We start from the raw sequence: 18,442 nt of genomic DNA, 5'->3' as shown, positions 1-18,442 counted from the left end.
AACCCGCTCCCGCGCGGAGCGACGCTTCAGCCGGCCAGTGCTGTCGGGGCCGGCTCCCGTACCGACACCACGTCCATCCGGGCCGGTGTGCCCAGGGCCGAGCCGCAGCTCTCCGCGCGGGGCGGGAGGGACGCGCCCTGCGCGACCACGACCCGCCAGCGGCGGCCGTCCTCGTGCGCGACGGTGACCTCCCAGCGCGGTGCGGCCCCGACGGTGTCCACCACGCTCAGCACACCCGCCGCGTACTCGTGCGCGGCCGTCCGTACCGCCAGCTCGGCGGCCTGGCCGGGCCGTTCCCACGCGGAGCTGCCGCGGCAGCCCTCGACGACCACCCGGCCCTCCTGGACGCCCTGGAGGACCTCCTTGACGGTGTGGGCCTCCGCGCGGGCGTAGGCGTAGCCGTACGGCAGGATCAGCACGGTCGGCGAGAAGCGGTGACCGCCCAGATGAGTGACCTCCCAGATGCCCTCCGCGCCCGAAGCGACCAGCTCGGTGGCGAGCGGTCGGCCGAGGAGCGCGCAGCAGCGGTCGCGCTTGCCGTTCGTGCAGACGAGCGCGAGGGGATCGCCGGTGTACGGCCGGCCCTGGAGAACCGCGTCGAAGGAGTGGTGATCGCCCCTGCCGAGGGCGGCGAAGTCGAGGTCGAGCAGACGGCCCGGGTCCGCGGTGGTGGCGCTGCGCACCCAGGTCCGGCCCGGCACCGTGTGGGCGACGTAGACCTGCCGCTCCGTGGGTGTCCCGCAGTCGGCGTGGCGGCCGGGGCGGCGGATCAGCACGACTCGTACGCCGGTGTCCTTGGCGGCGGCCTCCAGAGCGCGCCCGACGGCGGGGTCCAGGTGGCTCGATGTGAGCGCGCGGGCACCCCAGGGGCCGGGCTGTTCCAGCAGCAGCCACGTTTTGGCCGTGGCCGCGGTTCCGGAAACGGGCTCGTCGAAATCCCGGGAGTCGGTCGCGCACGCACTCACAGAGGTGAGCCTAACCTGACTTCGTCGACGGCGAATTCCGGCCCCTCCGGCGCCTGCTCCGATGCCTACTCCGGCAGGGGTTGGGGCGGCCGCGGGCCCACATACCTCCCGCTCGGTCGCATCCGCAAAGGACGTTCCGTGTACTCCTCCAGCGCGTGCGCGATCCAGCCCGCCGTGCGCGCGACGGCGAAGACGGTCTCGCCCGCCGTGGCCGGCATGCCGCAGGACACGGTGAGCACGGCCAGGGCCAGATCGACGTTGGCGTGCAGCGGAGTGTGGCGGGCGGTGGTCGCCACGACGTCGCGCGCGGCGGCGAGCGCGGGGGCGGCCCGGGGGAGTTCCTCCAGACGGGCGAAGAGGGCACGCGCGCGTGGGTCCTCGCCGGGGTAGAGCCGGTGGCCGAGGCCCGGGATCCGGCGGCCGGCGCGCAGCTCCTCCGCGATCACCTGCGCCGCGTCGCCCTGGTCGAGCACCTCCAGGAGCATCCGGTGTGCGAGCCTGCTGGCCGCGCCGTGCAACGGCCCTTCGAGCACGCCGAGGCCGGCCGAGACGGCCGCGTAGGCGTGGGCGCGGGCCGACGCGGCGACCCGGACCGCGAGGGTCGAGGCGGCCAGGTCGTGGTCGACCAGCAGCCCGAGCGCCGTGTCCAGGACGCGCAGCGACGTCTCGTCGGCCTCCCGCGCGGTCAGCCGGGTCCACAGGCGGTGGGCGAGGGGCCCGTCGTCCACGGGGGCGTACAGCACCGGCGGCAGCGCGGAGACCAGGGTCGGGATGAGGGTCCGCGCGGTGCCCAGGACGGCATCCTCGGACAGGTCGAACCGCAGCGGGTCGGCCGTTGCCGCGGCGATCGCGGCCACCCGCAGCCGATCGGTCGGAGCCGTGTGCTCGGGCAAAGAACTGACCGCGCGACGAGCGAGTTCGAGGGAGTCCACGGGAGCCGTGAACGAGACCCCGGGGTGCAGCCGGCCCGTCCACAGCCAGTCGGCGATCTCCTCGTAGGAGTGACGGGCGGCCAGCTCCGTGGCGTCGACCCCACGGAAGAAGTACCTGTCCTTCTCGATCAACGTGATGCGCGTACGCACGGACAGCTCACCGCCGGAGGGTGAACTCCCCGCGCTCTCCCGTCTGTTGCGCCGGGCCAGCGCCTCGACCTCCTTCGCGTCGAAGGTGCTGCCCCGGCCGCCCGAGGCGCGACGGCTGCCGAGCTGGCCGCGGCTGACGTACGCGTACACGGTCTGTGGCTTCACGCCGAGGAGTTCGGCGGCCTCGTTGGTGCTCAGCCGCCGTTCGGGGTGGCCGGAGCCGGGTTCCTGATCACGCATGGCGTCACCGTATCCGCAGCAGGCGAGTATTGATTCAATCAATATTGACAGCTCCAGAGTCAAGCATGGACAGTCGAATCAAGTCCAGGGAGGAATCATGTCCGTCAACAGGTCCGCCAACAGGTCCGCATCAACGTTTGTCGACGTGCCCAGGGGCCTCGCGGGAGTCGTGGTCGCCGACACCGAGATCGGAGACGTACGCGGGATCGAGGGCTTCTACCACTACCGCCAGTACTCCGCCGTCGAGCTCGCGCAGACCCGCGGCTTCGAGGACGTCTGGCATCTGCTGGTCCACGGAACGCTCCCCGATCCCGCGCGGAGCGCCGCCTTCGCCGCCGAGACCGCCGCCCTGCGCCGGCTCCCCGACGAGGTGACCGCCGCGCTGCCCGCCATCGCCGCGGCCGGCCGGGGCTCGGGCCCGCTCGCCGGGATGCGGACCGCGCTGTCGCTGCTGGGCGCGGCCAAGGGATTTCGGCCGGTCTACGACATCGACGCGGAGCGGCGCCGCGCGGACACCGTCGTGGCCGCGGCCGCCGTACCCACGATGCTCGCCGCGCTGCACCGGCTGGGCCGGGGGCTCGAACCGGTGGAACCGCGCGAGGAACTGTCGTACGCCGCCAACTACTTGTACATGTTGACCGGGAGCGAGCCGGACGAACGGCGGGCGCGGGCGATCGAGCAGTACTTGATCTCCACCATTGATCACGGCTTCAACGCGTCAACCTTCACCGCGCGGGTGATCGCGTCCACCGGCGCGGATGTGGGCGCCTGTCTCGTCGGAGCGGTGGGTGCGTTGTCCGGCCCCCTCCACGGTGGGGCGCCGAGCCGCGCGCTGGACACCCTGGACGCGATCGGCACGCCGGACCGGATCGACCCGTGGATCCGGGAACGTGTCCTCGCCGGGGACCGCATCATGGGGTTCGGGCACCCCGTCTACCGCACGGAGGACCCGCGTTCCCGCATGCTGCGGGGCATCGCCCAGCAGTTCGGCGGGCCGCTGGTCGAGCTGGCGGTGGAGGTGGAGCGCCAGGTCGAGGCGATCCTCGCCGAACTCAAGCCCGGCCGCGAACTGCACACCAACGTCGAGTTCTACGCCGGTGTGGTCATGGAACTGTGCGGTCTGCCCAGGGAGATGTTCACACCGACCTTCGCGGCGGCGCGGGCGGTGGGCTGGAGCGCCAACATCCTCGAACAGGCACAGGACTCGAAGATCATCCGCCCGGCGGCACGGTATGTGGGCCCACAGCCGCCGGCCGCTGTGCCGGTGCTGGTCTGAGCCCCTGAGGGCCGGCCGGAGGACGCCGGCCCGCACTCGGACCCACACAGAGTTAATGTCTGCGCATGACCGACAACTCCTTGCGTTCCGTCACGGTGGAGCGCACCAGCACCGGCCACTTCGTCGCGACGAACGTCCGCGGTGGCACGATCAGCTTCGCCGGCGGTTCGGGCACCGACGCGGAGACCCGGTTCACCCCGGTCGAGCTGCTGCTCGCCGCGATCGGCGGTTGCACGGCGGTGGACGTCGACATCGCCACCACCCGTCACGCCGAGCCGGACCAGTTCTCCGTCACGGTGACGGGCCACAAGATCAGCGACGACCTGGGCAACCGGCTCACGGATCTGAATGTCACCTTCTCCGTGTCCTTCCCGGACGGCGAAGGCGCCGAGCGGGCCCGGACGATTCTCCCGCGGGCCGTGAAGACCTCCCACGACCGGCTCTGCACGGTCAGCCGGACGGTGGAGATCGGTACGCCGGTCAAGGCGACGGTCGAGGACGCCTGAGCGGCCTTCCGCGCGGCCCCGTACGCCGCGCGGACACTATGCAGCCGTGCGGGTGCCATGACGGAGGCCCCGGTGCCGCGCAGTCGCGGAACCGGGGCCCGGCCTTGCCTGACGGTGTCCGACTCTGTTCAGAGCCGACGTGTTACGCGTCCGGGATGTCCGCCTTCGCGCGGAGCATGGTTTCGCGGGTGATCACGACGATGCGCTCGTAGTCGGCGCGGGAGGCGTCCGGGGGGAGTTCGGCGTCCAGTGAGTCGGTGACATCCGTGCCGATGATGGCAAAGCGTCCGTCGGACAACTCGAAGATGTCCGGGCAGTTCCCTCCGCCCGCGCTGCCCCTGTCGCGAGGAGGGACACCGAGGCGACGGATGATCTGGCTCACTTTTTTTCCCTTTTGTCTTTCTGTTCAAGGCCGTGCACAGCCGTTGAAGTGGTCTTGCATCCCTTCGGTTGCAACGGGGCAACTGGCCGGATGTGCAAAGGGTTTCGCCAGGTCAACCCAGAACTGTGGCTGCCGATGGTGATGCTGGAGCATCTTCCTTATGTGACGGCAGGGGAAGCAGTGTTTTTGCTTCTTCGTTATCACTTGTTTGAGGGACTGCCGCGTGAGTGACGGGCGGGTGCGGGCGGCTGACGGGCACCCGTCATGAACAGGGCGGGCGCGGCCGGGGGACGAGTCGGCTAGGGGGCGGCCGGCGGCTCACCCACGACCCACCACTCCTCCGTATCGCTCTCCTCCAGGTGCCGCAGCAGGTCGTCCACCATCCGTCCCAGCTCGGCCTCGTCGGAGTCGTCGGCGATCGTCGCCCGCTGGTGCCGGGTCGCGTACCAGTACTCCCGGACGACGGGGTTCTGTAGCAGGCCGCGTACGAAGCCGAAGAACTCCTCGCGGTTGATGTTGCCCACGCGGTAGGCGAAGAGCTGGTTGGTGTACAGGGCGTTCGCGAAGAGGTACTGCGCCCGCTTGGTCGGCGACGCCGGGGCCTCGAAGATGTCCAGGACCTCCGCGAGCTCGGGGTTGTCCATGGCTTTGCTCAGCAACTCCCAGTGCAGTCGCTGCTGGTTGGCGAGATTGGCCTGGCGCCGGGCGTTCGCGGTCTGCTCCAGCTGTTCCAGCCGTGTCCGGAGTCCGTCCAGGCTCTGGCGTTGCGCGACCGCGGTGGCCATGGCGCCCGCGGCCACTCCCAGGCAGACCGCGGCGGCGTAGCCGAACCCCCGCTTTCCGGGCATCCGTGTGACCATGTCAACCCCCGAATCAGACGACCGTACCGCCGGTCGGTGCGGGAGAGGGACGAGAGGGACCGGCGAAGGCGGGCGGCACTAGCCGTCTCCCAGGGTGCCGAGCGGCTCTGACCGGCGGGGGAGGCGGAGAGGAGGCGCACGGAGGGAAGCGAGGGTCGCACACTCCGGCGCCATGCCCAACGTCTGCCCCGCGAGCGCTGCGAACAATCGTTCACTCGGCCGGGTTTCCACCGGCTCGTATCCTGTGGGGGCATTGGTCCCCTGAGCGTGCACCGGCCGTGTACCGGTGCACGCGTCGGCGTGAGAGAGGTCGCACGGTGCAGCGCAGTCCGAGTCCCCGGCAGATCCCGGTCGTCGTCCTCGCCGGATTCCTCGGCTCCGGAAAGACGACGCTGCTGAACCACCTGCTGCACCACAGCGGCGGCAGCCGGATCGGCGCGATCGTCAACGACTTCGGGGCGATCGAGATCGACGCCATGGCCGTGGCCGGCGCGCTCGGCGACTCGACCGTCTCCCTCGGCAACGGCTGTCTGTGCTGCGCGGTCGACGCGAGCGAACTCGACGTCTACCTGGAGCGGCTCGCCCGCCCGGACACCGGCATCGACGTCATCGTCATCGAGGCCAGCGGGCTCGCCGAACCCCAGGAACTGGTGCGGATGGTCCTCGCGAGCGAGCATCCACACATCGTCTACGGCGGACTGGTCGAGGTCGTCGACGCCGCAGAGTTCGACGCCACGCGCGCCAAGCACCCCGAGATCGACCGGCATCTCGCCCTCGCCGACCTCGTTGTCGTCAACAAGCTCGACCGCGCCACCGACGCGGGCCGAGTCCAGACGCTCGTCCGCACGCTCGTCGACGGAGCCGCCGTCGTCCCCGCGCGCCACGGCCGTATCGACCCGGAGTTCCTCTTCGACTGCCGTCCCAGCGAGGAGCGTGTCGGGCAGCTCTCCTTCGACGACCTGCATGAACACGGGGGGCACGGAGACCATGGCGAGGGCGCCGGTGCCGGTGCCGCAGAACACGCCCACCATTTGCACGCCGCCTACGACACCTTCCCCTTCGTCTCCGACACGCCGATGGACCCGCGCCGGCTCATGGGGTTCCTCGACAGCCGTCCCGAGGGTCTGTACCGGATCAAGGGGTACGTCGACTTCGGCCCGTACGACCCACGCAACCGCTATGCCGTACACGCCGTAGGGCGCTTCCTGCGTTTCAGTCCCGAGCCCTGGCCCGTCGGGGAGGACCGTCGGACCCAGCTCGTCCTCATCGGGTCCGGTATCGACACCGCAGCCCTCGGCAAGGAGTTGGAGGCGTCCACGAGCGACGCCCCACACGCCGACGAGCGCGGCATGTGGGGCGTCCTTCGCTACGTACGCGACCCGTCGCAGGAGGCGGGCGACGCCGCCGACCCGACGGATCCCGTCGGATACACCGAAGCCGAAGCCGAAGCCGAAGCCGAAGCCGAAGCCGAAGCCGAAGCTCAGGCCGAGGCCGACCGCAATCTCGACCTCTAGACCGGTCCCGCCACCTCTAGACCGGTCCCGCCACCACCGCCACCGTCTTGGGCAGGGACACGCCCGCCCCGTCGCGGCGCGGATCGATCTCGGGCAGCTCGACCGGTGTGCCGTTCTTCTGCGCGGCGCGGGCCGGGACGGCGCCCGCCCAGGCCAGCGAGAGGCAGTCCTCGCCCTTGAGGAACCGCTGGCAGCGGACACCGCCGGTGGCACGGCCCTTGCGCGGATACTGGTCGAACGGGGTCAGCTTGGCGGTCGTCTGGACCGAGTCGTCGAGGGTGCCGCGCGAGCCGGCGACCGTGAAGACCATGGCGTCCACGGCGGGATCGACCGCGGTGAAGGAGATGACCTTCGCGCCGTCGGTCAGCTTGATACCCGCCATCCCGCCCGCCGGACGGCCCTGCGGACGGACCTGGTTGGCCTGGTAGCGCAGCAGTTGCGCGTCGTCCGTGATGAAGACCAGGTCCTCCTCGCCGGTGCGCAGCTCGATCGCGCCGACGATCCGGTCACCGTCCTTGAGGCCGATGACCTCCAGCTCGTCCTTGTTGGACGGATAGTCGGGGACCACACGCTTGACGACGCCCTGTTCCGTGCCGATCGCCAGGCCCGGCGACGACTCGTCGAGCGTGGTCAGGCAGACCACCGTCTCGCCGTCCTCCAGGGACACGAACTCCGAGAGCGGCGCACCGCCCGAGAGGTTCGGCGAGGACACCGTGTCCGGGAGCTGCGGCAGGTCGACGACGTTGATCCGCAGCAGCCGACCCATGGAGGTCACCGCGCCGATCTCGCCCCGCGTGGTGGCGGGTACGGCGGAGACGATCACGTCGTGCTTGGTGCGGCGGACGTCCTCGTCCTCCTGGAACGGCTCGCCGTTCGCCGTACGGGCCAGCAGGTCCGTCGAGGACAGCAGCACCCGGCACGGGTCGTCCGCGACCTGGAGCGGCACCGCGGCGACCTGGGTGCCTGCGGACTCCAGCAGGACCGTGCGCCGGTCGGTGCCGAACTTCTTGGCGACCGTGGCCAGTTCGACCGAGACCAGCTTGCGCAGCTCGGTGTCCGACTCCAGGATCCGGGTCAGCTCGGCGATCTCGGAGTTGAGGCGGTCCTTCTCCGACTCCAGCTCGATCCGGTCGAACCGGGTCAGGCGGCGCAGCGGTGTGTCGAGGATGTACTGCGTCTGCACCTCGCTCAGCGAGAAGCGCTCGATCAGGCGCTCCTTGGCCTGCGCGGAGTTGTCGCTGGACCGGATCAGCCGGATGACCTCGTCGATGTCGACCAGGGCGGTGAGCAGGCCCTCGACCAGGTGCAGCCGGTCGCGGCGCTTGGTGCGGCGGAACTCGGAGCGCCTGCGCACCACCTCGAAGCGGTGGTCGAGGTAGACCTCGAGGAGCTCCTTGAGGCCCAGGGTGAGCGGCTGGCCGTCGACCAGTGCGACGTTGTTGATGCCGAAGGACTCCTCCATCGGCGTCAGCTTGTAGAGCTGCTCCAGTACCGCTTCCGGCACGAAGCCGTTCTTGATCTCGATGACCAGACGCAGGCCGTGCTCACGGTCGGTGAGGTCCTTGACGTCGGCGATGCCCTGGAGCTTCTTCGAGCCGACCAGGTCCTTGATCTTGGCGATCACCTTCTCCGGGCCGACCGTGAAGGGCAGCTCGGTGACGACCAGACCCTTGCGGCGCGCGGTCACCGTCTCCACGGCGACGGTGGCGCGGATCTTGAAGGTGCCGCGGCCCGTCTCGTACGCGTCCCGGATGCCGGCGAGGCCGACGATCCGGCCGCCGGTGGGCAGGTCGGGTCCCGGGACGTGCCGCATGAGGGTGTCCAGATCCGCGTTCGGATGGCGGATCAGGTGGCGGGCGGCCGCGATGACCTCGGACAGGTTGTGCGGCGGCATGTTGGTGGCCATACCGACGGCGATGCCGGACGCGCCGTTGACCAGCAGGTTCGGGAAGGCGGCCGGCAGGGCGACCGGCTCCTCCTCCTGACCGTCGTAGTTGGGCGCGAAGTCGACCGTGTCCTCGTCGATGGACTCGGTCATCAGGCTCGTCGCGGGCGCCATCCGGCACTCGGTGTACCGCATGGCGGCCGGCGGGTCGTCGTTGCCCAGGGAGCCGAAGTTGCCGTGGCCGTCGACCAGCGGCACCCGCATGGAGAACGGCTGGGCCATCCGCACCAGCGCGTCGTAGATCGACGAGTCGCCGTGCGGGTGGAGCTTGCCCATGACCTCGCCGACGACCCGCGCGCACTTGACGTACCCGCGCTCGGGGCGCAGGCCCATCTCGTTCATCTGGTAGACGATGCGGCGGTGGACCGGCTTGAGGCCGTCGCGGGCGTCGGGCAGGGCACGGGAGTAGATGACCGAGTAGGCGTACTCCAGGAAGGAGCCCTGCATCTCGTCGACGACGTCGATGTCGAGGATGCGCTCCTCGTACGAGTCGTCCGGCGGCGGGGTCTTCGTGCTACGGCGGGCCATCGCTGCCTGGCTCCTCTTTTCTGATCGCTCGCCGGCGGGGCGCCGAAGCCGGTGCCGGCCGGACTGGCGGCCCAGCCCCTGGGGCTGAGCGCTCGTCCTGCGGCATCGACCCGCCCTCGCGGCTCGCTCGTGCTGAAAGCGTTGCTCGTGCTGAAAGCGTTGAACGGGACCTGACGCTGTCCATTGTGGACCGCGGCACTGACAACGCGGACCACCACCCGGGTCGGCCGTCCCGCAGGCTACTCGATCCGCTGTCGGCGTACGGCGTCCGGGAACTTCGCCGGTGCCGCGCACACTTGCATACAGTGGCAGGACCGGCAGGAAAACAGCGGTTTGAACGACCGCATCCGCGATCGAAGGGACGTACATGCCCATGGGTCACACGGCCACAGCCGAGGCAGGCTCCGGCGGCCTGACAGCGACCGAACACCGCCTGGCCAACGGTCTGCGCGTGGTGCTCTCCGAGGACCACCTGACCCCGGTGGCGGCGGTGTGCCTCTGGTACGACGTCGGCTCGCGCCACGAGGTCAAGGGGCGAACCGGCCTGGCTCACCTCTTCGAGCACCTGATGTTCCAGGGCTCCGCGCAGGTCACGGGCAACGGGCACTTCGAGCTGGTGCAGGGCGCCGGCGGCTCGCTGAACGGCACCACCAGCTTCGAGCGCACCAACTACTTCGAGACCATGCCCACCCACCAGCTGGAGCTCGCGCTCTGGCTGGAGGCCGACCGCATGGGCTCGCTGCTCGCCGCCCTGGACGAGGAGTCCATGGAGAACCAGCGGGACGTCGTCAAGAACGAGCGCCGCCAGCGCTACGACAACGTCCCCTACGGCACCGCCTTCGAGAAGCTCACCGCCCTCGCCTACCCGGAGGGCCACCCCTACCACCACACGCCGATCGGCTCGATGGCCGACCTGGACGCGGCCACGCTGGAGGACGCGCGCGCGTTCTTCCGCACTTACTACGCGCCCAACAACGCCGTGCTGTCCGTGGTCGGCGACATCGACCCGGCGCAGACGCTCGCCTGGGTCGAGAAGTACTTCGGCTCCATCCCCGGTCACGACGGCAAGCCCGCCCCCCGCTCCGGCCAACTCCCCGAGACCATGGGCAAGGAGCTGCGCGAGGTCGTCGAGGAAGAGGTCCCCGCGCGCGCCCTGATGGCCGCCTACCGGCTCCCGGAGGACGGCACGCGCGCGAGCGACGCGGCCGACCTGGCGCTCACCGTCCTCGGCGGCGGCGAGTCGTCGCGGATCTACAACCGGCTGGTACGACGCGACCGTACGGCCGTGGCGGCGGGCTTCGGTCTGCTGCGGCTCGCCGGAGCGCCCTCCCTGGGCTGGCTGGACGTGAAGACGTCCGGCGACGTCGAAGTGCCGGTCATCGAGGCCGCGATCGACGAGGAGCTCGCCCGGTTCGCCGCGGAGGGCCCCACGGCCGAGGAAATGGAACGCGCGCAGGCCCAGTTGGAGCGCGAGTGGCTGGACCGGCTCGGCACGGTGGCCGGCCGCGCGGACGAACTGTGCCGGTACGCCGTCCTGTTCGGCGACCCGCAGCTCGCCCTGACCGCCGTCCAGCGGGTCCTGGAGGTGACCGCCGAGGAGGTCCAGGAGGTCGCCAAAGCGCGCCTGCGGCCCGACAACCGCGCGGTGCTCGTCTACGAGCCCACGGCCCCGGAAGCAGAGGACACCGAAGGCGCGGAAGCCGCCGGCGACGAGAACGAGGAGGCGGCCAAGTGACCGAGCTCGCCCAGATGGACTTCCACCCCCAGCCGCAGGCCGGCGAGGCCCGCCCCTGGGCGTTCCCCGCGCCCACGCGCGGCACGCTCGACAACGGCCTGACGGTGCTGCGTTGTCACCGCCCCGGCCAGCAGGTCGTCGCCGTCGAGGTGCTCCTCGACGCGCCGCTGGAGGCCGAACCCGCGGGCCTGGACGGTGTGGCCACGATCATGGCCCGCGCGTTCTCCGAGGGCACCGACAAGCACTCCGCCGAGGAGTTCGCCGCCGAGCTGGAGCGCTGCGGCGCCACCCTGGACTCGCACGCCGACCACCCCGGTGTACGCCTCAGCCTCGAAGTCCCGGTCTCCCGGCTGCCGAAGGCCCTCGGACTGCTCGCCGACGCCCTCAGGGCGCCCGCGTTCGCCGACAGCGAGGTCGAGCGGCTGGTGCGCAACCGCCTCGACGAGATCCCGCACGAGCTGGCCAACCCCTCGCGGCGCGCCGCGAAGGAGCTCTCCAAGGAGCTGTTCCCTGCGACCGCGCGCATGTCGCGCCCGCGCCAGGGCACCGAGGAGACCGTCTCGGGCATCGACTCCGGCGCCGTACGGGCCTTCTACGAGAAGCACGTGCGTCCCGCGACCGGCACCGTGGTGGTCGTCGGCGACCTGACCGACGTCGACCTGGACGCCCTGCTGGCCGACACGCTCGGCGAGTGGACCGGCTCCTCGGCCGCGCCTCGGCCCGTGCCGCCGGTCACCGCCGACGACACCGGCCGGGTCGTCATCGTGGACCGGCCCGGCGCCGTCCAGACCCAGCTGCTCCTCGGCCGCGTCGGATCCGACCGGCACGCGCGCGTGTGGCCGGCCCAGGTGCTCGGCACGTACTGCCTGGGCGGCACCCTCACGTCCCGCCTGGACCGGGTGCTGCGCGAGGAGAAGGGCTACACCTACGGCGTGCGCGCGTTCGGGCAGGTCCTCAGGTCCGCGCCCGACGGCAGCGGTGCCGCGATGCTCGCCATCAGCGGCTCCGTCGACACGCCGAACACGGGACCGGCCCTGGACGACCTGTGGAAGGTCCTGCGCACGCTCGCCGCGGAGGGGCTCACCGACGCGGAGCGCGACGTCGCCGTGCAGAACCTCGTCGGTGTGGCGCCGCTCAAGTACGAGACGGCGGCGGCCGTCGCGAGCACCCTGGCGGACCAGGTCGAGCAGCACCTGCCCGACGACTTCCAGGCCACGCTCTACCAGCAGCTCGCCGCGACCGGCACCGTCGAGGCCACCGCGGCCGTCGTCAACGCCTTCCCGGTGGACCGGATCGTGACCGTCCTGGTCGGCGACGCCGCGCAGATCAAGGCGCCCGTGGAGGCCCTCGGCATCGGCGAGGTCACCGTGGTGACGGCCGAGTAGCGGCACGCGCGTGGAGGGGCCCTGGTGACCGCTGTGTCACCAGGGCCCCTTTATGTCGGAATTGCGGGAGAGGCTGTGTGTCTGACCTGTGGCATGCGCTACAAACGCCCTGATCGGTTTGGGGATTGAAAGATGTCCCCTTTAGCGTCGTCCGGGCTGTCCGTCGGGCACCGCGCCGCATCCGTGGCACCGGACAGCCATCGCCGAGTCCCCGCAGGCGCGAGCCTGGGGAGCCGGGGACCCACACGTAGTCCCTGGGGTGAATCGGACGCCCGCGCGCAGCGTGGGGGCCCGTAGGAGACCTTCCTGCTCCGAACCCGTCAGCTAACCCGGTAGGCGAGAAGGAAGGAAAGGACCAGCCACTCCATGGCGTTCACGCGCGCCACCGGGAAGCACCGGCGTACCGGTCGTCCCAGCCGAATACAGCGCACCACCGCCCGCGCGGCGGGTGTCGCGGCCCTCACCACCACCGGCGTCATCGGCTCCCTGGCAGCTCCGGCGCTCGCCGCCGAGCCGGCCGTCGAGGAGACCGGACTGCTGCCGGTCATCAGCATCGGCGACTCGGTCGCTGCACAGATCGACGCACAGGCCGCCGCCCAGAAGCAGGCCGCCGAAGAGGCGGCGCGGAAGAAGGCCGAGGCGCTCGCCAAGAAGCGCGCCGAAGAGGCCGCCAAGAAGCGGGCCGAAGCACTCGCCAAGAAGGAACGCGAGGCCGAGGAGCGCGCCGCCCGCGAGGCCGAGCGCAAGCGCCTCAACACCTACGTCACGCCGATCACCGGCTCGTACGTCTCCACCGGCTACCAGGCCGGCGGCTCCCTGTGGTCCTCCGGCAGCCACACCGGCGTCGACTTCCACGCCGCGAGCGGCACGTCCGTCCACGCGGTCGGCTCCGGCACGGTCGTCGAGGCCGGCTGGGGCGGCTCGTACGGCAATCAGGTCGTCATCAAGATGAACGACGGCACGTACACCCAGTACGGCCACCTGTCGTCCATCGGCGTGTCGGTCGGCCAGACGGTCACCCCCGGCCAGCAGATCGCCCTGTCCGGTGCCACCGGCAACGTGACCGGCCCGCACCTGCACTTCGAGGCCCGCACCACCCAGGAGTACGGCTCGGACATCGATCCGGTCGGCTACCTCCGCTCGCACGGCGTGAGCCTCTGACGCTCCCGCGCGGTACACCGCCGTACCGACGACAGGCCCCGGCTGCCCCGCCGGGGCTTTCGTCGTTTCCGCGCGTTGTCTGTCCAAAAAATATCCCTGGATTCCGGTCTCCCGTCGGATATTCACGCGCATTGCAATAGAGTCACGGAACACGCGTCCATCGTCGACGTTTCACGGGGATTAAGGCGGAGGTCGGTCATGCGAATTCCGGCGCACTCGGTGTGCACCGCGATCCGGGACGACATCGTCGCCGGTGTCTACGAGCGCGGCGGCCGACTCACCGAAGAAGTCCTCGCCCGCCGCTACGGCGTCTCGCGCGTCCCCGTCCGGGAGGCACTGCGCACACTGGAGGCCGAGGGCTTCGTGGTGACCCGGCGGCACGCGGGCGCGTGCGTGGCGGAACCCACCGAGCAGGAGGCCGCCGACCTGCTGGAGATGCGGATGCTGCTGGAGCCGCTCGGCGCCGCGCGGGCCGCCCAGCGGCGCACCGAGGCGCATCTGAAGGTGCTGCGCGGTCTGGTCCGGCTCGGCCAGGAGCGGGCCAGGAGAGGCAACAGCGACGACCTGCGCTCCCTGGGCAGCTGGTTCCACGAGACCCTCGCCCAGGCCTCCGGCAGCCCCGCCCTGATCTCCATGCTGACCCAGCTGCGGCACAAGATCGCGTGGATGTACGCGGTCGAGGCGCCGCTCGCGCCCGCGGACTCCTGGGCCGAGCACGGCGCCATCGTGGACGCCGTGGTGCGCGGCGACAGCGAACGCGCGCGTGCCGTCACCGCACAGCACACCGAGCGCGCCACGGCCGCGCACCGCCTGCGCTTCCACGGGGGCGGCGCCGCCGACCGTGTGAGGACTTCGCAACATCCCGTAAACATGTCGGGCCAGCGGCTTTAACAAAGGCGCCGTATACAAAGAGTGGGGATATTTGGTGGCCGTGAATTCCGGCTGCCATTTTCCGGTTCGGTGCGGAAGTTCTCCGCTCTTTATCGCGATGTGCCCGCCATGAAATCGGGCGGGCCCGGCGAGGAAACGGCGAAGCCGCGCCGCCGGTGGGCGACGCGGCTTCATTTCCGCCGGAGAGATCTGTCAGACGGTCTCGGGGAGCTCCTCAAGACCCTCCGCGACCAGCTTGGCCAGACGGTCGAGGGCCGCGTCCGCGCCCTCGGCGTCGGAGGCCAGCACGATCTCCTCGCCGCCCTTGGCGCCCAGGCCGAGCACGGCCAGCATGGAGGCCGCGTTGACGGGGCTGCCGTCGGCCTTGGCGATCGTCACGGGGACGCCTGTGGCCGTGGTGGCCCGGACGAAGATGGAGGCGGGGCGGGCGTGGAGACCCTCGGCCCAGCCGACGTTGACGCGGCGCTCAGCCATGTGTTGCTGCCCTTCGGTGTTCAGGGTTGTCTAGACCAGTGTCCCATATCGGGACGTGTGCCCGGAGCGGGTGTTCGCCCTGTCCGGGAGTGTCGTCGGACCGCGGCCTCGGCCCGGCTTCCGTCCTTGTGCCCGCCCGCGGTTCCCCACAGACTGCCTCGCGCCGTTGTCGTACGCGAGCCGTACTCTGGGGCCCATGCAGACGTCCGCGGACCGGCCGGACCGGCACGAGTACCCCGCCCACTGGGAGGCGGACGTGGTGCTGCGCGACGGGGGCACCGCCCGCGTCAGGCCCATCACTGTTGATGACGCCGACCGCCTGGTCAGCTTCTACGAGCAGGTCTCGGACGAGTCGAAGTACTACCGCTTCTTCGCGCCGTACCCACGACTGTCCGCCAAGGACGTCCACCACTTCACACACCACGACTTCGTGGACCGGGTGGGACTCGCGGCCACCATCGGCGGCGAGTTCATCGCCACCGTACGCTACGACCGGATCGGGGCCGGCGGCCTGCCCGCGACCGGCCCCTCCGACGAGGCCGAGGTCGCCTTCCTCGTCCAGGACGCCCACCAGGGACGCGGTGTCGCCTCCGCCCTTCTGGAGCACATCGCCGCCGTCGCGCGCGAGCGGGGCATCCGCCGGTTCGCCGCCGAGGTGCTGCCCGCCAACTCCAAGATGATCAAGGTGTTCACGGATGCCGGGTACACCCAGAAGCGCAGCTTCGAGGACGGTGTCGTACGCCTGGAGTTCGGCCTCGAACCCACCGACCGCTCCATGGCCGTGCAGCACGCGCGGGAGCAGCGCGCAGAGGCCCGCTCGGTACGGCGGCTGCTGGCGCCCGGCTCGGTCGCCGTGATCGGCGTCGGCCGCGCGCCGGGCGGCGTCGGCCGCAGCATCCTCGACAACATCCGCGACGCCGGCTTCACCGGCCGGCTCCACGCCGTGAACAGGGCGTTCCCCGAGGAGCAGAAGGAGTTCGACGGCGTTCCGGCCCACCGCTCGGTGCGCGAGATCGAGGGACCGGTCGATCTCGCCGTCGTCGCCGTGCCCGCCGACCACGTGCCCGACGTCGTCACCGAGTGCGGCGAACACGGCGTGCAGGGACTGGTCGTGATCTCCGCCGGGTACGCGGAGAGCGGGCCGGAGGGCAGGGCGCGCCAGCGGGAACTCGTGCGGCACGCGCGCTCGTACGGCATGCGGCTCATCGGCCCCAACGCCTTCGGGATCATCAACACCTCGCCCGACGTCCGGCTGAACGCGTCACTGGCCCCGGAGCCGCCGCGGCCGGGCCGGATCGGGCTGTTCGCCCAGTCCGGCGCCATCGGCATCGCCCTGCTGTCCCGGCTGCACCGGCGCGGCGGCGGGGTCACCGGCGTCACCGGCGTGTCCACGTTCGTCTCGTCCGGCAACCGCGCGGACGTCTCCGGCAACGACGTCCTCCAGTACTGGTACGACGACCCGGACACCGACGTCGCCCTCATGTACCTGGAGTCCATCGGCAACCCGCGCAAGTTCACCCGCCTCGCGCGCCGGACCGCCGCCGCGAAGCCGCTGGTTGTGGTGCAGGGCGCCCGGCACGGCGGCGCCGCACCCCAGGGACACGCCGTACGCGCGACGCGGCTGCCGCACAACACCGTGTCCGCGCTGCTGCGGCAGGCCGGCGTGATCCGGGTCGAGACGATCACCGAACTCGTCGACACGGGCCTGCTCCTCGCGCGCCAGCCGCTTCCGGCGGGCCCGCGCGTGGCGATCCTCGGCAACTCCGAGTCGCTCGGCCTGCTCACCTACGACGCGTGCCTCTCCGAGGGGCTGCGGCCGCTGCCGCCGCTGGACCTCACGACGGCGGCGTCACCGGACGACTTCCGGACCGCGCTGGCACGCGCGTTGGGCGACGACTCGTGCGACGCGGTCGTCGTCACCGCGATACCCATGGTGGGCGAGCGGTCCGCGGGTGACGCGGCGCTGGCGGAGGCCCTGAGATCGGCCGCGGCGGTCGTCCCGGCCAAGCCGGTGCTCGTCGTCCATGTGGAACTCGGGGGACTGGCGGACGCGCTGTCGGCGGCGACGAGCACGGTGCGGCAGGGGGGTCCGGTGCCGGTCGGCGGCACGGCGGCGTCGTGGACCGGGACGCCGACGGGCGTCCCCGCGCCGGGTTCGCCGGCAGGCGGCACCGTGCTGGGTTCGCCGGCAGGCGGCACCGTTCCGAGTTCGCCGGCAGGTGGCACCGTTCCGAGTTCGCCGGCAGGCGTCCCCATGCCGGGTTCGCAAGCAAGCGGCACCGTGCCGGGTTCGCCGGAGGCGCCCAGCAGCCCGGCAACGTCGCTCGCGGGTTCGCAGGCAGCCGGCCCCGTGCCCGGGTGGCAGACCGGCTCGACGCCCCCAGGTGCCGCACCGGTACCGCAGCCGGGTTCAAAGGCCTCCGCCCCGGCCCAGTCGCCCGCCACCGGCCCAGGCACCCCGCCCGCACCCACCCACCCGTCCGCAGGCGCCCGTCTTCCCGAGCCGACCCACCACCCGGCCGACGGCCCGGACCCCGCCCCCGACCCCGACCCCGCCCCCCTCCCCGCCTACCCCGCCACCGAGCGGGCCGTGCGCGCGCTCGCCGAGGCCGTGCGGTACGGGCAGTGGCGCCGGGAGGCCGCCGACCCCGGCCGGGTGCCGGAGTACGAGGACATCGACGAGAAGGGCGCCGCCCGGCTCATCGACGGCCTCCTCGCGCGCGGGCAGGGGCTCACCCTCGGCACCGAGGACACCTGCGAACTGCTCGGGACGTACGGCATCACGGTCCAGCGCGCGCTGCCCGCCCCGACCCCCGGGGAAGCCGTCGCCGCCGCGCGTGCCCTCGGCTACCCGGTCGCCCTCAAGGCCACCGCCCCGCACCTGCGCCACCGCGCCGACCTCGGCGGCGTACGGCTGGACCTCGCGGACGAGGAGCAGCTCCTGCGCGCGTACGCCGAGCTGACCGGGCTGTTCGGGAAGCCGGAGGAGCTGCGTCCGGTGGTCCAGCGGATGGCACCGCGCGGCGTGGACACCGTCGTGCGGTCGGTGATCGACCCGGCGGCGGGGGCGGTGCTGTCGTTCGGCCTCGCCGGGGCCGCGTCCCAGCTGCTCGACGACATCGCGCACCGGCTGATCCCGGTCACCGACCGCGAGGCGACCTCCCTCGTCCGCTCGATCCGCACGGCACCTCTGCTGTTCGGCTGGCGCGGCTCGGCACCCGTGGACACCCCGGCCCTGGAGGAGCTGCTCCTGCGGGTGTCCCGGCTGGTCGACGACCACCCGGAGGTGGTCGCCGTGACCCTGGAACCGGTCGTCGTCGCCACGACCGGCCTGACCGCCCTCGGCGCGTCCGTCCGCCTGGCCCCGCCCCCGGCCCGCGACGACCTGGGCCCCCGCACACTGCCGGTGTACTGACCCGTGCCCCGCGGAGAACGAACACCCCGCGCCCGGCGGCCTGCGGACCTTCCCGAGCGGTGCCTCGCAGTCAGTGGGTCACC

General features: G+C 71.6%; 14 protein-coding genes and 1 riboswitch. Of the genes, 8 read left to right on the top strand and 6 right to left on the bottom strand.

Annotation, left to right across the window (positions count from 1 at the left end; translation table 11 throughout):
* Positions 1–26: 26 nt before the first annotated feature.
* Both ACIQAC_RS16990 and ACIQAC_RS16985 read right to left on the bottom strand, forming a co-directional pair.
* Positions 27–965 (bottom strand): sucrase ferredoxin, encoded by a 939-nt coding sequence (locus tag ACIQAC_RS16990; protein WP_402191638.1) that lies wholly within the window; start codon positions 963–965, stop codon positions 27–29.
* A 65-nt stretch (positions 966–1,030) separates the two neighbouring features.
* Positions 1,031–2,287, bottom strand: a complete 1,257-nt coding sequence (locus tag ACIQAC_RS16985; protein WP_402191635.1) for a citrate synthase family protein — start codon at positions 2,285–2,287, stop codon at positions 1,031–1,033.
* Positions 2,288–2,384: 97 nt separating this feature from the next.
* Between ACIQAC_RS16985 and ACIQAC_RS16980 the strand changes: the two genes are divergently transcribed.
* On the top strand, positions 2,385–3,563 hold the full coding sequence (locus ACIQAC_RS16980) for a citrate synthase/methylcitrate synthase (RefSeq protein ID WP_402191633.1): 1,179 nt from the start codon (positions 2,385–2,387) through the stop codon (positions 3,561–3,563).
* A 65-nt stretch (positions 3,564–3,628) separates the two neighbouring features.
* Complete coding sequence (locus tag ACIQAC_RS16975) at positions 3,629–4,069, top strand: OsmC family protein (RefSeq protein WP_402191631.1); 441 nt, start codon at positions 3,629–3,631, stop codon at positions 4,067–4,069.
* Between the two features lie 142 nt (positions 4,070–4,211).
* Here ACIQAC_RS16975 and ACIQAC_RS16970 read toward each other — a convergent pair whose 3' ends face one another.
* Entirely contained in the window at positions 4,212–4,451 is a 240-nt protein-coding gene (locus ACIQAC_RS16970; RefSeq protein ID WP_402191629.1) for a hypothetical protein, read from the bottom strand.
* Positions 4,452–4,750: 299 nt separating this feature from the next.
* Positions 4,751–5,299, bottom strand: a complete 549-nt coding sequence (locus ACIQAC_RS16965) for a DUF6082 family protein (protein WP_402191627.1) — start codon at positions 5,297–5,299, stop codon at positions 4,751–4,753.
* A gap of 329 nt (positions 5,300–5,628) precedes the next feature.
* Between ACIQAC_RS16965 and ACIQAC_RS16960 the strand changes: the two genes are divergently transcribed.
* A complete protein-coding gene (locus ACIQAC_RS16960; protein WP_402191625.1) occupies positions 5,629–6,825 on the top strand; it encodes a CobW family GTP-binding protein in 1,197 nt (398 codons plus the stop codon).
* A gap of 16 nt (positions 6,826–6,841) precedes the next feature.
* Here ACIQAC_RS16960 and ACIQAC_RS16955 read toward each other — a convergent pair whose 3' ends face one another.
* Entirely contained in the window at positions 6,842–9,298 is a 2,457-nt protein-coding gene (locus ACIQAC_RS16955) for a DNA topoisomerase (ATP-hydrolyzing) subunit A (RefSeq protein WP_402191622.1), read from the bottom strand.
* A 373-nt stretch (positions 9,299–9,671) separates the two neighbouring features.
* On the opposite strand from ACIQAC_RS16955, the gene ACIQAC_RS16950 reads away from it, so the two are divergent.
* The 4 genes from ACIQAC_RS16950 (at position 9,672) to ACIQAC_RS16935 (ending at position 14,470) form a co-directional block, all read left to right on the top strand.
* Entirely contained in the window at positions 9,672–11,033 is a 1,362-nt protein-coding gene (locus tag ACIQAC_RS16950; RefSeq protein ID WP_402191774.1) for a M16 family metallopeptidase, read from the top strand.
* The gene (locus tag ACIQAC_RS16945; RefSeq protein WP_402191620.1) at positions 11,030–12,418 is read left to right on the top strand and encodes a M16 family metallopeptidase; all 1,389 of its coding nucleotides are present in this window, start codon (positions 11,030–11,032) and stop codon (positions 12,416–12,418) included. Before ACIQAC_RS16950 ends, ACIQAC_RS16945 begins: the two co-directional genes overlap by 4 nt.
* Before the next feature lie 191 nt (positions 12,419–12,609).
* Positions 12,610–12,771: riboswitch (cyclic di-AMP (ydaO/yuaA leader) on the top strand.
* A gap of 13 nt (positions 12,772–12,784) precedes the next feature.
* Complete coding sequence (locus tag ACIQAC_RS16940) at positions 12,785–13,579, top strand: M23 family metallopeptidase (protein ID WP_402191619.1); 795 nt, start codon at positions 12,785–12,787, stop codon at positions 13,577–13,579.
* A 198-nt stretch (positions 13,580–13,777) separates the two neighbouring features.
* Complete coding sequence (locus ACIQAC_RS16935) at positions 13,778–14,470, top strand: GntR family transcriptional regulator (protein ID WP_402191616.1); 693 nt, start codon at positions 13,778–13,780, stop codon at positions 14,468–14,470.
* Positions 14,471–14,662: 192 nt separating this feature from the next.
* Here ACIQAC_RS16935 and ACIQAC_RS16930 read toward each other — a convergent pair whose 3' ends face one another.
* A complete protein-coding gene (locus ACIQAC_RS16930) occupies positions 14,663–14,944 on the bottom strand; it encodes an HPr family phosphocarrier protein (RefSeq protein WP_402191614.1) in 282 nt (93 codons plus the stop codon).
* 196 nt (positions 14,945–15,140) lie between these two features.
* Between ACIQAC_RS16930 and ACIQAC_RS16925 the strand changes: the two genes are divergently transcribed.
* Positions 15,141–18,359, top strand: a complete 3,219-nt coding sequence (locus ACIQAC_RS16925; protein WP_402191611.1) for a GNAT family N-acetyltransferase — start codon at positions 15,141–15,143, stop codon at positions 18,357–18,359.
* The last annotated feature ends 83 nt before the right edge of the window (positions 18,360–18,442 follow it).

Origin of the sequence: Streptomyces sp. NPDC088387 (genome assembly GCF_044753385.1) — a bacterium.
In the GTDB taxonomy this organism is placed as follows: domain Bacteria; phylum Actinomycetota; class Actinomycetes; order Streptomycetales; family Streptomycetaceae; genus Streptomyces.
The sequence above is the reverse complement of the archived record's forward strand: the minus strand, read 5'-3'. Positions and strand labels throughout refer to the sequence as shown.